The organism is Blastococcus saxobsidens, assembly GCF_010682065.1.
GTDB classification, from domain to species: domain Bacteria; phylum Actinomycetota; class Actinomycetes; order Mycobacteriales; family Geodermatophilaceae; genus Blastococcus; species Blastococcus saxobsidens_B.
The window spans coordinates 1-13,530 of sequence record NZ_JAAGWG010000007.1; the positions used below are offsets into that span (position 1 = coordinate 1).

General features: G+C 71.0%; 16 protein-coding genes. 1 reads left to right on the forward strand and 15 read right to left on the reverse strand.

Annotation, left to right across the window (positions count from 1 at the left end; all coding sequences use genetic code 11):
• Nucleotides 1-73: 73 nt before the first annotated feature.
• Complete coding sequence (gene murA / locus GCU60_RS05320) at nt 74-1,354, reverse strand: UDP-N-acetylglucosamine 1-carboxyvinyltransferase (RefSeq protein ID WP_163202958.1); 1,281 nt, start codon at nt 1,352-1,354, stop codon at nt 74-76.
• A 70-nt stretch (nt 1,355-1,424) separates the two neighbouring features.
• Here murA and GCU60_RS05325 point away from each other — a divergent pair, with 70 nt between their 5' ends.
• Nucleotides 1,425-2,036: a cob(I)yrinic acid a,c-diamide adenosyltransferase gene (locus GCU60_RS05325; protein ID WP_163202960.1), complete on the forward strand. Its 612-nt coding sequence runs from the start codon at nt 1,425-1,427 to the stop codon at nt 2,034-2,036.
• A 25-nt stretch (nt 2,037-2,061) separates the two neighbouring features.
• Here the strand turns inward: GCU60_RS05325 and GCU60_RS05330 are convergent, their stop codons facing one another.
• The 14 genes from GCU60_RS05330 to glyA form a co-directional block, all read right to left on the reverse strand.
• Nucleotides 2,062-2,463 carry a DUF2550 domain-containing protein gene (locus tag GCU60_RS05330; protein WP_163202962.1) on the reverse strand — a complete coding sequence of 134 codons (402 nt, stop codon included), beginning with the start codon at nt 2,461-2,463 and terminating at the stop codon, nt 2,062-2,064.
• A gap of 27 nt (nt 2,464-2,490) precedes the next feature.
• Nucleotides 2,491-2,880 carry a F0F1 ATP synthase subunit epsilon gene (locus GCU60_RS05335; RefSeq protein ID WP_163202964.1) on the reverse strand — a complete coding sequence of 130 codons (390 nt, stop codon included), beginning with the start codon at nt 2,878-2,880 and terminating at the stop codon, nt 2,491-2,493.
• A gap of 110 nt (nt 2,881-2,990) precedes the next feature.
• Complete coding sequence (locus GCU60_RS05340; protein WP_163202965.1) at nt 2,991-3,179, reverse strand: hypothetical protein; 189 nt, start codon at nt 3,177-3,179, stop codon at nt 2,991-2,993.
• A 189-nt stretch (nt 3,180-3,368) separates the two neighbouring features.
• Nucleotides 3,369-4,814: a F0F1 ATP synthase subunit beta gene (gene atpD / locus GCU60_RS05345; RefSeq protein ID WP_163202967.1), complete on the reverse strand. Its 1,446-nt coding sequence runs from the start codon at nt 4,812-4,814 to the stop codon at nt 3,369-3,371.
• 51 nt (nt 4,815-4,865) lie between these two features.
• The gene (locus GCU60_RS05350) at nt 4,866-5,840 is read right to left on the reverse strand and encodes a F0F1 ATP synthase subunit gamma (RefSeq protein WP_163202969.1); all 975 of its coding nucleotides are present in this window, start codon (nt 5,838-5,840) and stop codon (nt 4,866-4,868) included.
• 3 nt (nt 5,841-5,843) lie between these two features.
• The gene (gene atpA / locus GCU60_RS05355) at nt 5,844-7,481 is read right to left on the reverse strand and encodes a F0F1 ATP synthase subunit alpha (RefSeq protein WP_163202971.1); all 1,638 of its coding nucleotides are present in this window, start codon (nt 7,479-7,481) and stop codon (nt 5,844-5,846) included.
• A gap of 48 nt (nt 7,482-7,529) precedes the next feature.
• A complete protein-coding gene (locus tag GCU60_RS05360) occupies nt 7,530-8,402 on the reverse strand; it encodes a F0F1 ATP synthase subunit delta (protein WP_163202973.1) in 873 nt (290 codons plus the stop codon).
• On the reverse strand, nt 8,402-9,004 hold the full coding sequence (locus tag GCU60_RS05365) for a F0F1 ATP synthase subunit B (RefSeq protein WP_163202975.1): 603 nt from the start codon (nt 9,002-9,004) through the stop codon (nt 8,402-8,404). The genes GCU60_RS05360 and GCU60_RS05365 overlap by 1 nt, the downstream gene beginning before the upstream one ends.
• Nucleotides 9,005-9,030: 26 nt before the next feature.
• On the reverse strand, nt 9,031-9,240 hold the full coding sequence (locus GCU60_RS05370; RefSeq protein ID WP_204261496.1) for an ATP synthase F0 subunit C: 210 nt from the start codon (nt 9,238-9,240) through the stop codon (nt 9,031-9,033).
• Nucleotides 9,241-9,324: 84 nt separating this feature from the next.
• A complete protein-coding gene (atpB, locus tag GCU60_RS05375) occupies nt 9,325-10,107 on the reverse strand; it encodes a F0F1 ATP synthase subunit A (protein ID WP_204261497.1) in 783 nt (260 codons plus the stop codon).
• Nucleotides 10,108-10,192: 85 nt separating this feature from the next.
• Nucleotides 10,193-10,444 (reverse strand): hypothetical protein, encoded by a 252-nt coding sequence (locus GCU60_RS05380; protein ID WP_163202977.1) that lies wholly within the window; start codon nt 10,442-10,444, stop codon nt 10,193-10,195.
• A complete protein-coding gene (locus tag GCU60_RS05385) occupies nt 10,441-10,881 on the reverse strand; it encodes a hypothetical protein (protein ID WP_163202979.1) in 441 nt (146 codons plus the stop codon). The genes GCU60_RS05380 and GCU60_RS05385 overlap by 4 nt, the downstream gene beginning before the upstream one ends.
• 64 nt (nt 10,882-10,945) lie before the next feature.
• On the reverse strand, nt 10,946-12,169 hold the full coding sequence (locus GCU60_RS05390; RefSeq protein ID WP_163202981.1) for an MraY family glycosyltransferase: 1,224 nt from the start codon (nt 12,167-12,169) through the stop codon (nt 10,946-10,948).
• Nucleotides 12,170-12,172: 3 nt separating this feature from the next.
• Nucleotides 12,173-13,450, reverse strand: coding sequence for a serine hydroxymethyltransferase (gene glyA, locus GCU60_RS05395; RefSeq protein WP_163202983.1), 1,278 nt, complete (start codon nt 13,448-13,450; stop codon nt 12,173-12,175).
• Nucleotides 13,451-13,530: the final 80 nt, after the last annotated feature.

Here is a 13,530-nt window from a genome sequence, read left to right on the forward strand (position 1 = left end):
ACCTCACTCGGAGGTCTTCCTCATGTCATCGACCCACGCCGTCCGCCGTCACCAACGTCCGTGGTCAGTACAGCTAGTCGGGCCGCTGGGTCCGGCGCACGTCGGCACCCAGGCCGCGCAGCTGGTCGACGAAGTCGGGGTAGCCCCGGTCGACGTGGTGCACGTCCTGCACCTCGGTGACGCCGTCGGAGCACAGCCCGGCGAGCACCAGCCCCGCCCCGGCACGGATGTCGGTGGCGAGCACCGGCGCGCTGGAGAACCGCTCACGACCACGGATGACGGCGTGGTGGCCGTCGATGCGGACGTCGGCCCCCAGCCGCACCAGCTCGTTGACGAACATGAACCGGCCCTCGAAGACGTTCTCGGTGATGAGGGCCGTGCCGGTGGACACCGCGGCCAGCGCCACCGCCATGGGCTGGAGGTCGGTCGGGAAGCCCGGGAAGGGCAGCGTGACGACGTCGACGCAGCGCGGGCGCCCGTCCATCGCCACCCGGATGCCGTCGGGCAGCGCCTCGACGGTCGCCCCGGCGTCGGTGAGCTTGTCCAGGGCGACGGTGAGGTGCTCGGCCACCCCGCGCTCGATGACGACGTCGCCGCGGGTCATGACCGCGCCGATGGCCCAGGTGCCGGTCACGATCCGGTCCGGGACGGTCGTGTACTCGACCGGCGAGAGCGACTCGACGCCCTCGACGGTGATCGTGGACGTGCCCGCCCCCTCGATGCGGGCCCCCATGGCCCCGAGCATGCGGCAGAGGTCGACGATCTCCGGTTCGCGGGCGGCGTTGTCGACGACCGTCGACCCCTGCGCGAGGACGGCGGCCATGACCAGGTTCTCCGTGGCGCCGACCGACGGGAAGTCCAGCCAGATCGAGGTGCCGGTGAGCCGCGGTGCGGTGGCGATGAGGAAGCCGTGCTCGCTGACGATCGTGGCGCCCAGCCGCTCCAGGCCGGAGATGTGCATGTCCAGCCCGCGTGAGCCGATGGCGTCGCCGCCGGGCAGCGCCACCCGGGCGCTGCCGCACCGGGCCACCAGCGGGCCGAGCACGCTGATCGAGGCGCGCATGCGGCGCACGAGGTCGTAGTCGGTCTCGGTCGAGGGCTTGTCCGGCACGTCGATGGTGAGCCGCCCACCGCCGCCGCTGCCCAGGGTGAGCTCGTAGGCGACGCCGCAGCCCAGCCGGCGCAGCACCTCGCTCATGATCGTGACGTCGAGGATGTCGGGGACCTCGTGGATCGTCGACCGGCCGGGGGCCAGCAACGCCGCCGCCATGAGCTTGAGGGCGCTGTTCTTGGCGCCGGTGACCCGTACCCGGCCCTCGAGCCTGGCCCCGCCGGTCACCTCGAAGCAATCCACCGGCCCACCCTACGCACCCAGCCCGCGACACCCCCGGCACCGCACGGAGCGCGCCGCCTAGGCTGCGGCCATGACGGTCCGGCTGACGCGCATCTACACGAAGACCGGCGACGCCGGGCAGACGCACCTGGGCGACATGAGCCGGGTGTCGAAGACCGACCCGCGGCTGATCGCCTTCGCCGACGTCGACGAGGCCAACAGCGCGATCGGCGTGGCCCTCGCCCTGGGCGCCGCCGATCCCGCGGTCGCCGAGCTCCTGCGCAGCATCCAGAACGACCTGTTCGACGTCGGTGCCGACCTGTGCACGCCGATCGTGGAGTCCCCGGCCTACCCGCCGCTGCGGATCACCGCCGAGTACACCGAGCGCCTCGAGGCGGCCTGCGACAGCTACAACGAGACGCTGCCGAAGCTCAACAGCTTCATCCTGCCCGGCGGCACTCCGCTGGCCGCGCTGCTGCACCAGGTGCGGGTCCTGGTCCGGCGGGCCGAGCGGAGCGTCTGGGCCCTGCTCGAGGACGACGCCGAGCGGACGAACGCCGAGACGGCCCGCTACCTCAACCGGCTCTCGGACCTGGTGTTCATCCTGGCCCGGGTGGCCAACCCCGACGGCGACATCCTCTGGGAGCCCGGCGCGCACAGCGGCGCGCACAAGCAGCGCGAGGCGGCCGCCGGCACGGAGTGACCGGTTGGCGCCGCCCGCGGACGGCTCACGTACCGGGCGGCGCCGACTCCAGCCAGGACAGCAGACCGGTCTCGGTCGAGGGCTCCATCGCCAGCTCGCGGGGCCCCTCGGCGGTGCTGCACGCCAGGACGACCACGTCCGGGGGCAGCGCCAGGTCGTCCCGGCCGGCCGGTCGACGATTCAGGACGCGGAACTCCGCGCGGCTGAGCCGGTGCTGCGGCCGCACGGACAACGACAGGGCCCGGTACCAGAGCAGCGCGTCGCCGCCGTACCAGGCGACGCCCACCGACCATCGCGGCGAGCCCTCCGGGCGGAGCCACATGGTGACCGCCCCGAGGCCGAACAGCAGGAACCGACGGCGCAGCAGGAAGACCACCACGACCAGCAGCAGCAGGACGCCGGCCAGGACCAGCAGGACCGTGGTCATACCGCTGGAGCCCGGGTCAGGCGCGGGTCAGACGTTCTCGCCGGCAGCCCTGAGCCGGGACTGCGCCCGGCGGACGGCCGCCTGCGCCTCGGGGCTGTCGTCCTCGCCCTCGGCGCGGCGCAGCGCCTCGCGGGCGCGCTCGACGTCGATCTCGGAGGAGATCTCGGCGGTCTCGGCCAGGATGGACACCCCGGACTCGCTCACCGACAGGAACCCGCCGTGGGCGGCGACGACCAGGTCCTCACCGGAGTCGGTGCGGATGGTCACGACTCCGCCGTCGGCGAGCTGACCCAGCAGCGGGGCGTGACCGGGCAGGATGCCGAGCTCGCCCTCCGTGGTGCGGGCGACCACGGTCGTGGCCTCACCCGACCAGATCTTGCGCTCGACGGCCACCAACTCGACCTGCAGGGTCGCCACGACACTCCTCGGTTGAACGATCGGTTGGTGTCACTGTAGCGGCGCGCCGACACGGCCCCCTCCCGGGCACCGCCCCGAGCTCGCGCGGGGTGGGGAGGAGCGGTCCTCTGTCAGGCAGCGCGGCGGTACAGCAACGTCCAGCGCCCGACGCGGACCCAGGGATGGCGGACACAGGTCGGCGGGGCCCAGCGGTCGGTGTCGAAGCTCCACTCCGGGGCCTCGACCGGCGCGTACGGGGGCCACGTCCAGTCGCCCGGCTCCCCGTCGGGGAAGCGCAGCACCGCGCTGTCCTGCTCCACGTCGCCCCTCGCCCTGCCGCCCGTCGCTCGGGCGCACCTGCGGGAATGGTCGGCAGTCCGGCCGTCCCGGCGGAGGATCCGGGCCGCGAAATCACCCGATCCGGTGACGTGGCGAGCGCGCCCCTGCCGGGGGACGCCGACGGCCGGGCCCCTCGAGAGGGGACCCGGCCGTCGACGACTGCTGGAAGGTCAGGCCTTCTTCAGCTTGGCGGCGTTCTTCTCGAGGTCCTCGAGACCACCGCACATGAAGAACGCCTGCTCCGGCACGTGGTCGTAGGTGCCCTCGGTGAGCGCCTTGAAGGACTCGAGGGTCTCCGACAGCGGCACGAACGAACCCGGCTGACCGGTGAAGGCCTCGGCCACGAACATGTTCTGCGAGAGGAAGCGCTCGATGCGCCGGGCCCGGTTGACCGTGACCTTGTCCTCCTCGCCGAGCTCGTCGATGCCGAGGATCGCGATGATGTCCTGCAGCTCCTGGTAGCGCTGCAGGATCCGCTGGACCTCGCGGGCGACGTCGTAGTGCTCCTGCCCGACGTACTGCGGGTCGAGGATCCGGCTGGTGGAGTCCAGCGGGTCGACGGCCGGGTAGATGCCCTTCTCCGAGATCGGCCGGGAGAGCACCGTCGTCGCGTCGAGGTGGGCGAACGTGGTGTGCGGCGCCGGGTCGGTGATGTCGTCGGCGGGCACGTAGATCGCCTGCAGCGAGGTGATCGAGTGACCACGCGTCGAGGTGATCCGCTCCTGCAGCAGACCCATCTCGTCGGCCAGCGTCGGCTGGTAACCCACGGCCGAGGGCATGCGACCCAGCAGGGTCGACACCTCGGAACCGGCCTGGGTGAACCGGAAGATGTTGTCGATGAAGAGCAGGACGTCCTGGTTCTTCTCGTCCCGGAAGTACTCCGCCATGGTGAGCGCCGAGAGGGCCACGCGCAGACGCGTGCCCGGCGGCTCGTCCATCTGGCCGAAGACCAGCGCGGTCGAGTCGATGACGCCCGACTCGGTCATCTCCGTGATGAGGTCGTTGCCCTCACGGGTGCGCTCGCCGACGCCGGCGAACACCGACACACCACCGAACTCCTGCGCGACCCGGCGGATCATCTCCTGGATGAGCACGGTCTTGCCCACGCCGGCACCGCCGAAGAGGCCGATCTTCCCGCCGGCCACGTAGGGGGTGAGCAGGTCGATGACCTTGATGCCGGTCTCGAGCAGCTCGGTGCGGCCCTCGAGCTGGTCGAACCGCGGCGCGCGCCGGTGGATCGACCAGCGCGGGGCGTCGTCGCCGTACCCGGGGGTGTCCAGGCACTCGCCCAGGGTGTTCCAGACGTGTCCGGTGACGGCGTCGCCGACCGGCACCATGATCGGGTTGCCGGTGTCGGTGACCTCGGCGCCGCGGACCAGGCCGTCGGTCGGTGCCATCGAGATGGTGCGGACGACGTTCTCACCCAGGTGCTGGGCGACCTCGAGGGACAGCGTCTTGCCGAGGTCGGCCAGCGTCACCTCGACCTTCAGGGCGTTGAAAAGGTCGGGCATCGCGTCGCGGGGGAACTCGACGTCGACGACCGGCCCGGTGACCCGCACGACGCGGCCGGTGGCCTGCGTCTGCTGGGTGGTCGGACGGTCCTCGGTGACGGTCATCTGTACTGCTCTCCTGCCCTGGGGCTCGGTGGTTCAGCTGTTCGGTGAAGGTCAGTCGTTCGAGCCGGCCGAGACCAGTGCGTCGGCACCGCCGACGATCTCGCTGATCTCCTGGGTGATCTCCGCCTGGCGAGCCTGGTTGGCCTGCCGGGACAGGTTCTTCGCCAGCTCCTCGGCGTTGTCCGACGCCGACTTCATCGCACGCCGGCGCGAGGCCGACTCGGAGGCCGCCGCCTCGAGCATCGCCGCGTAGATGCGCGTGGTGATGTACTTCGGCAGCAGCGCGTCGAGCAGTCCCTCGGCCGAGGGCTCGAACTCGTACAGGGTCGGCACACCGGAGTCGTCGGTGCGGCCGGCCTCCCGGTCCTCCCGCTCGTAGTCGAACTCCTCGACCTCCTCGACCTCCAGCGGAGCCATCCGCTTGGCGACCGGGACCTGCGAGAGCAGGGAGCGGAACTCCGTGAAGACGATGTGCAGCTCGTCCACACCGAGGATGCCGTCGTCGCCGGCACCACCGGTCTCGTCGTCGTCCGCACCAGCGGTGAAGACGTCGATGAGGGCCCGACCCACCTCCTGCGCGTCGGCGTAGTCGGGCATCTCGGAGAACCCGGTGAAGGTGGCAGCCATGGGGCGGTCACGGAAGGAGTAGTACGTCTCCCCCTTGCGGCCGACCACGTACAGGACCGGATCCTTGCCCTCCTGCCGGAGCAGGGAGAGCAGCTCCTCGGTCCGCCGGAGCACGTTGACGTTGTACGAGCCGGCGAATCCGCGGTCGGAGGTGATCACCAGCACGGCCGCCCGGCGCGGGGTCTCCCGCTCGGTCAGCAACGGGTGGTCGAGCGACGCGGACGAGGCCAGCGCGGACAGCACCCGCGTGATCTCCCGGGCGTAGGGCTTGGACGCCTCCACCCGTGCCTGGGCGCGCACGATGCGGGCACCGGCGATCAGCTCCTGGGCCGAGAAGATCTTCTTCGTCGACTGCGTGGAGCGGATGCGGCGCCGCAGCGCGCGGAGTGAGCCGGCCATGGGTCAGCTGCCCCGCTTGACCTGGACGCGCTCCTGGCCACGCTCGGACGCGTCCATGGCCTCGGCCTCGGGCTCGTTGACCCGGAGCGACTCGCCCTCGGAGGTCGTGAACTGGCCGTAGAACGTCTCCACCGCGCGCTCGAGGCTGGCCACCGTGTCGTCCTCGAGCTTCTTCGACGTCCGGATGGTGTCGAAGATGCCGTTGTCGCCACGGCCGATGTACTCCAGGAACTCCGACTCGAAGCGCCGGACGTCGGGCACCGGCACGACGTCGAGCTTGCCGGTGGTGCCCAGCCAGAGCGAGACGACCTCGCGCTCGACCGGGAACGGCGAGTACTGCCCCTGCTTGAGCAGCTCGACCAGGCGCTGACCGCGGTCCAGGGTGGCGCGGCTGGAGGCGTCGAGGTCGGAGGAGAACGAGGAGAACGCCTCGAGCTCGCGGTACTGCGCCAGGTCCAGGCGCAGCCGGCCGGCCACGGACTTCATCGCCTTGATCTGCGCCGAGCCGCCGACGCGGGACACCGAGATGCCCACGTTGATGGCGGGGCGGACACCGGAGTTGAACAGACCCGTCTCGAGGAAGATCTGGCCGTCGGTGATCGAGATGACGTTGGTCGGGATGTAAGCCGAGACGTCGTTGCCCTTGGTCTCGACGAGCGGCAGGCCGGTCATCGAGCCGGCGCCGAGCTCGTCGGACAGCTTCGCGCAGCGCTCCAGCAGGCGGGAGTGCAAGTAGAAGACGTCGCCCGGGTAGGCCTCGCGGCCCGGCGGGCGGCGCAGCAGCAGCGACACCGCGCGGTAGGCCTCGGCCTGCTTGGACAGGTCGTCGAACACGATCAGGACGTGCTTGCCCTCGTACATCCAGTGCTGGCCGATGGCCGAGCCGGTGTACGGAGCGATGTACTTGAAGCCGGCGGCCTCGGACGCGGGCGCCGCGACGATCGTCGTGTACTCCATCGCACCGGCCTCTTCGAGCGAGGCACGGATCGCCGCGATCGTGGAGCCCTTCTGGCCGACGGCGACGTAGATGCAGCGGACCTGCTGCTCCGGGTCGCCGGTCGCCCAGGCTTCCTTCTGGTTGATGATCGTGTCGGTGACGATGGCGGTCTTGCCGGTCTGCCGGTCACCGATCACGAGCTGGCGCTGCCCGCGGCCGATCGGCGTCATGGCGTCGATGGCCTTGATGCCGGTCTGCATCGGCTCGTGCACCGACTGGCGCTGCATCACGTTGGGGGCCTGGAGCTCGAGGGCGCGACGGCCGGTGGTGGCGATGGGGCCACCACCGTCGATCGGGTTGCCCAGCGGGTCCACGACGCGGCCGAGGTAGCCGTCGCCGACGGCGACCGAGAGGACCTCACCGGTGCGGCGGACCTGCTGGCCCTCCTCGATCCCGGCGAAGTCACCCAGGATGACGACGCCGACCTCGCGGACGTCGAGGTTCAGCGCCAGTCCACGCACGCCGCTCTCGAACTCGAGCAGCTCGTTGGTCATGACCGAGGGCAGGCCCTCGACGCGGGCGATGCCGTCGCCGGCCTCGGTGACGGTTCCGACCTCTTCGCGCGAGATGTCCGGCGAGTACTCGGTGACGTAGTTCTGGATGGCACTGCGGATCTCGTCTGCGGAGATCGTCAACTCGGCCATGGCTCGAAGTCCTCTTCCCTGCGGGTCGTGTCTGTGGTGGGTGGGCGGTCAGCCGGCCAGCTGCCGACGGGCAGCTTCCAGCCGATGGGCGATCGTTCCGTCGATGACCTCGTCGCCCACCTGGACCAGGAGTCCGCCGAGCACCGTGGGGTCCACGGTGATCTGCAGTCCGATGGTCCGTCCGTAGATCTGGGCCAGCACGCCGGCCAGCCGCTGCTCCTGCGCAGGCGTGAGCGGTGCGGCCGTGGTCACGCGGGCCACCGACTGCCCGCGCCGCCGGCTGGCGACGTCGGACAGCCGCTCGATCGCGACACCCGCCGTACCGACGTGCGAACCGGTCAGGACGTTCCGGAGTAGCTGCTCGGTGACCGGGCTGACCCGGCCCGACAGCAGCCGGTCCAGCAGCTGCGCCTTGCCCTCCGCCGACCCGGAGCGGTCGCTGAGGATCCGCGACAGCTGCTGGTCGTTGGCGACGATCCGGCCGAAGCGGAAGAGCTCGTCCTCCACGTCGTCCAGCTCGCCCCGGGCGTCGGCCGCGTCCAGCGCGGTCTCGGTGGCCAGCGTCGTGGCCGCCTCGACCAGGTCCAGCGGACGCGACCACCGCTGCCGGACGGTGACCTCGACGACGTCGAGGGTCACCGGCTGCAGGCGGGAGCCGAAGAGACGCTGGGCCAGGGCCGCGCGCTCCTCCGGCTTGCCGGCCGGATCCGACAGCGCCCGGCGCAGCGACGGCTGCCCGTCGAGCAGCCGCCCCACGGCGAAGAGCTCGTCGGCCAGCGCCAGCAGCTCATCGGCCGTGGTCGCCCGCGCCTGACCGGTCAGGCGGTCCCGCGCCTTCTCCACGATCCCCGCGGGGCCACGGGTCAGCTCGTCGAGCCGCTCCCGGGCCGCCACGAGGGCAAGCCGGCTGGAGGCCTCCATCAGCGCGTGCCCTCCGGAACGGCCACGGCGCCGGAGCCGGACATCCCGTCGAGCTCGTCCAGGAACCGGTCGACCGTGCCCGTGCGGCGGGCGTCGTCGGCGAGCGACTCGCCGACCACGCGGCCGGCCAGGTCGACGGCGAGCGCACCGATCGAGCCGCGCAGCTCGTTGATCACCTGCTGGCGGGAGGCAGCGATCTGCTCCGCACCGCGGGCGACGATCCGCTCCGACTCCTCCCGCGCCTGGGCCCGCATCTCCTCGAGGATCTGCTGACCCTCGGCGCGGGCCTGGTCACGAATCTGCGCGGCCTCGTTGCGGGCCTCGGCCAGCTGCGCGCGGTACTGCTCCAGCGCGGCCTTCGCCTCGGCCTGCATGGCCTCGGCGCGCTCGATGCCGCCCTCGATGGTCTTCTGCCGCTCCGCCAGCATGGTCTCCAGGCGGGGCACCACGTACTTCTTGTAGATGAAGTAGAGGGCAGCGAAGGAGATGATGCCGACGATCAGCTCACCCGGGTGCGGGATGACCGGGTAGGTCGACTCCCAGAAGCCACCCTCGCCACTCTCGGCGGCTGCGAGGACGCCGGCCGCGTTGTCGATCGCCATCAGATGTACTCCTTCCCGGTCCTCGCTCAGCTGAAGACGAAGGCCAGGGCGATGCCGAAGATGGCCAGCTGCTCACAGAGCACGAAGCCCAGGATGGCGATGGTCTGCAGCACGCCGCGGACCTCGGGCTGACGGGCCACGCCACTCACGTAGGCGGCGAAGATCAGACCGATGCCCACACCCGGGCCGATGGCCGACAGGCCGTAGCCGATGATCGCGAGATTGCCTTCCAGCATGGGTGTTTCCGTTCCTCTCGGTCGGTCAGTGCGGCCGGGCGGCGCACACATCGGTGGTGCAGTTCAGGGCAGGCCCTGCGGACGTCAGTGGTCGTCCGCGTAGACCTCGGCGATGTAGATGGAAGCCAACAGGATGAAGACGTAGGCCTGCAGGAACGAGATCAGGATCTCGAACGCGGAGAACAGGAAGAACATCAGGAAGGCCGGGATCGAGATCACCGTGAGCAGGCCGCCGCCGTGCAGCAGGAAGTACTCGCCACCCAGCGCGAACAGCAGCAGCAGGATGTGGCCGGCGAACATGTTGCCGAAGAGTCGCAGCGTGAGGGTGACCGGACGGGTGATCAGGAACGTCACCAGCTCGAGCACGAACACGACCGGGACGACCCACCACGGCAGCCCGCTGGGCACCAGGTTCTTGAGAAAGCCCACGATCCCGCGTCGGCGGACACCGGCGACCAGGTAGACGACGTAGACCCCGAGGGCGAGGGCCAGCGGGAAGCCGATCCGGCTCATCGTCGGGAACTGGATGGGCGGGATGATGCCCATCAGGTTGTTCACCAGGATGAGCGTGAAGAGCGTGAACAGCAGCGGGATGTAGGGCTTGAAGTGCGCCGACCCGATGATGTCGCGGCCGATCGAGTTCCGGACCAGGCCGTACATGCCCTCCAGGCGGAACTGACCACGCCCGGGGACCACCGCGAGGCGACGCGTCACCATCATCATGACGACGGCGAGCCCGATGGTGACCAGGACCATCACGACCATGCTCCGCGTCAGCGCGAAAGCGCCCTCACCGACCAGCGGCTGCCAGAAATCGGGCGCGCTCGGCGGGACGAACTCCTCGGCGGCCGAGACCACGGTCGTCACTACTCAGCCTCCGTCACGAACTGCTGCGGGTCATGTCGTACATCGGCCCGGAGGGCTGCCGCGCGCTCATGCGGCGTCGCGCTCCTCACGGGCCGGGGTCACTGTAACGGACCCATATCGTGAAGATCGCGGCGGCCATCCCCAGGACCAGGGCCACGGGCAGCACCCACACCTGATCGATGGCCTCGCTGAGCCACCAGGCCGGCAGGCCGAAGACCAGCATCGCCGACAGCAGGGTGCCCAGGGCGTCCCACCCCTCGCGCAGGTGCTGCCCCGCGACCATCTGGTGGTGCACCGGCGACGAGCCCTCGGGCCGGTCGGTGGTGCCGTCGGTCAAGACCGGACCTCGGAGGACGGTTCGTCGTAGATGTAGGTCTTGACCCGCGTGAAGGCGACGATCTCCCCGATGGTGCCGGCCAGGGACACCACGATCGCGGTGATCGCGAAGGCGATCGGCGAGAGCCACTCGGCGTTCCGGAACAGGATGAGGAAGACCCCGAGCAGCATGACCTTGAAGAAGTAGCTGACCATCGCGCCCATGAAGACGATGCGCGGGTCCAGGCCTGCCATCTTCCGCAGGATGAGCATGGTCGAGACCGTGCTCAACACGACGAGGGCGGAGGCGAGGGCGCTGCCGGCGAACCCCAGCGAGCCGTCCAGCAGGGTGAACACCGCGATCGCGACGACGGCGACGGCGATCGAGGGCGCCGCGCCACCGCGGAGCATCGCGCCGTAGGGGTCGGGGGCCTTGACGGCCCCGGGCTCAGAAGTCACGCCCCAGTCTATCCAGCGCCGGGCCGGCACCGGCCGGCCGCGGCGGGGCGACCACCCGCGGGAGTCACCGGACCACCTCCCGGTCGACCGACGGCGTCGCCGGCTCCGGCCGCCGCACGCGGGAGCTGGGGTGGTCCGCCCGGCTCTTCTGCCGCTGGGCCTCCAGCTCGGCGGCGCGGGCCTCCCGCGCCGCCCGTCGCGCCCGCGGGCTCAGCACCACGACGACGCCCACGACCAGCAGGACCGCGATGACGACGAGCAGCTCGGCCCGGCCGCCGGTGATGGACAGCCCCACGGCGCCGAAGGAGAGCAGCGCGGCCCAGAAGTACACGACCAGGACCGCCCGACGGTGCGAGTGACCGATGGACAGCAGCCGGTGGTGCAGGTGCATCTTGTCCGGGGAGAACGGGGACTGCCCCCGCAGCGTGCGACGGAACACCGCCAGCACCAGGTCGGTGAAGGGGATGAAGAGCACCGCGATCGGCACCAGCAGCGGCAGGGTCAGCGGGAGCAGGCTCGCCGCGGAGCCGAAGGACTGGGCGTCCACCGTCCCGGTCGCGCTCACCGCGGCGGCCGACAGCATCAGGCCGACCAGCATCGAGCCCGAGTCGCCCATGAAGATCCGGGCCGGGCTGAAGTTGTGCGGGAGGAACCCCAGGCACGCGCCGGCCAGCACCGCCGTGATGAGCGCCGGTGTGCTCGCCACCTCGACGTAGCCGTCCAGGCCCAGGCTGTAGCTGTAGGCGAAGAAGGCCAGGGCCGCGATCGCCGAGACACCTGCGGCCAGCCCGTCAAGGCCGTCGATGAAGTTGAGCGCGTTCACCGCCAGGACGGTGAGCAGGATCGTCAGCGGGACGCCGATCTGCGGCCCGAGCGAGATGGTGCCGATGTCGGCGACCGGCAGGAACACGTAGGCCAGCTGGATGCCCAGGATCACCATCACGCCGGCCGCGGCGATCTGCCCGGTGAGTTTCGTCAGGGCGTCCAGGCCCCACTTGTCGTCCAGCACCCCCAGCAGGCAGATCAGACCGCCGGCGACGAGCACCGCGTAGGCCTGCGAGTCGTCGAACGTCCCCTGCAGCGTGGGCAGCCGCGAGGCGACCAGCGTGGCCGCCACCACCCCGAGGTACATGGCCACGCCGCCGCCCCGCGGCGTCGGGATCACGTGCACGTCGCGCTCCCGCGGCGCGGCCATCATGCGGAGCCGGATCGCCGCCATCCGCACCACGGGCGTGGCCAGGAAGGTGACCAGCGCCGCGGTGAGGAGGACGACGACGTACTCGCGCACGGCTCAGACGGTCCGACTGGGCTCTGGGTAGGCGGGGTGGGCGCCGACCAGGTCACGGACCCCGGCGGCGACCTCGGCGGTCCGGCTGCCGTCGACATCGTGGATCGCGGTGCCGATCAGCGAGGCGATGGACTTCATGTCCGACTCGGTCATGCCCTGCGTGGTCACCGCGGGGCTGCCGACCCGGATGCCCGAGGCCACCGAGGCCGGCTGCGGGTCGAAGGGGATGGCGTTCTTGTTGAGCACGATCCCGGCGGCGCCGCAGCGCGTCTCGGCGTCGACACCCGTCACGCCGGTCTCCTGCAGGTCCAGGAGCGCGAGGTGGGTGTCGGTGCCCCCGGCGACGGGGCGCAGCCCCTCGGCCGCGAGGCCCTCGGTGAGCGCCTGCGCGTTGGCGACGACCTGCCGCGTGTAGGCCTGGTACTCCGGCTGCAGGCACTCCTTGAAGTTCACCGCCTTGGCCGCGACGGCGTGCATCAGCGGGCCGCCCTGCATCATCGGGAAGGCGGCCTTGTCGATGGCCTTGGCGTGCTCGGCCTTGCAGACGATCGCGCCGCCGCGCGGCCCCCGCAGCACCTTGTGGGTGGTGAAGGTGACGACGTCGGCGTAGGGCACGGGGCTGGGGATCGCCTTGCCCGCGACGAGCCCGATGAAGTGCGCGGCGTCGACCATGAGGATCGCGCCGACCTCGTCGGCGATCTCGCGGAAGGCGGGGAAGTCGATCAGCCGCGGGATGGCCGAGCCACCGCAGATGATCATCTTGGGCCGGTGCTCGCGCGCCAGGTCGCGGACCTGGTCGTAGTCGATGTGCTCGGTCTCGCGGTCCACCCCGTACGGGACGGCGTTGAACCACTTGCCGGAGAAGGACACCTTCGCGCCGTGGGTCAGGTGACCGCCGTGCGGCAGGGCCATGGCGAGGAAGGTGTCCCCCGGCTCCATGAACGCCCCGTAGACCGCCAGGTTGGCGTTCGCGCCGGAGTGCGGCTGGAGGTTGGCGTGATCGGCGCCGAAGAGCTCCTTGGCCCGGGCGATGCCGATCTCCTCGGCGCGGTCGACGACCTCGCACCCTCCGTAGTACCGGCGGCCGGGGTAGCCCTCGGCGTACTTGTTCGACAGCGTGCTGCCCAGCGCGGCCAGGACGGCGGGGCTGGTGAAGTTCTCGCTGGCGATCAGCTGGAGACCGCTGCGGAGGCGGTCCAGCTCGTCGGTGACGACACCGGCGATGTCGGGGTCGAAGGCGGCCAGGGCGTCGAAGTCCGGGCCCCAGTAGGGGGTGCTCATCGCGGGCGCGCTCCAGAAGGGTCGGGGCGGTGCTGTCGCACCACGGTATCGCTACGGCGGTGCGGACCTCCCGGCTTCCC

Coding starts and splice junctions, on each gene's coding strand:
- GCU60_RS05330 (WP_163202962.1), bottom strand. CDS start 2,463: ATGACCACGGTCCTGCTGGTCCTGGCCGGCGTCCTGCTGCTGCTGGTC.
- glyA (WP_163202983.1), bottom strand. CDS start 13,450: ATGAGCACCCCCTACTGGGGCCCGGACTTCGACGCCCTGGCCGCCTTC.
- GCU60_RS05360 (WP_163202973.1), bottom strand. CDS start 8,402: ATGGAGGCCTCCAGCCGGCTTGCCCTCGTGGCGGCCCGGGAGCGGCTC.
- GCU60_RS05325 (WP_163202960.1), top strand. CDS start 1,425: ATGACGGTCCGGCTGACGCGCATCTACACGAAGACCGGCGACGCCGGG.
- GCU60_RS05370 (WP_204261496.1), bottom strand. CDS start 9,240: ATGCTGGAAGGCAATCTCGCGATCATCGGCTACGGCCTGTCGGCCATC.
- GCU60_RS05365 (WP_163202975.1), bottom strand. CDS start 9,004: ATGGCGATCGACAACGCGGCCGGCGTCCTCGCAGCCGCCGAGAGTGGC.
- atpA (WP_163202971.1), bottom strand. CDS start 7,481: ATGGCCGAGTTGACGATCTCCGCAGACGAGATCCGCAGTGCCATCCAG.
- GCU60_RS05350 (WP_163202969.1), bottom strand. CDS start 5,840: ATGGCCGGCTCACTCCGCGCGCTGCGGCGCCGCATCCGCTCCACGCAG.
- atpD (WP_163202967.1), bottom strand. CDS start 4,814: ATGACCGTCACCGAGGACCGTCCGACCACCCAGCAGACGCAGGCCACC.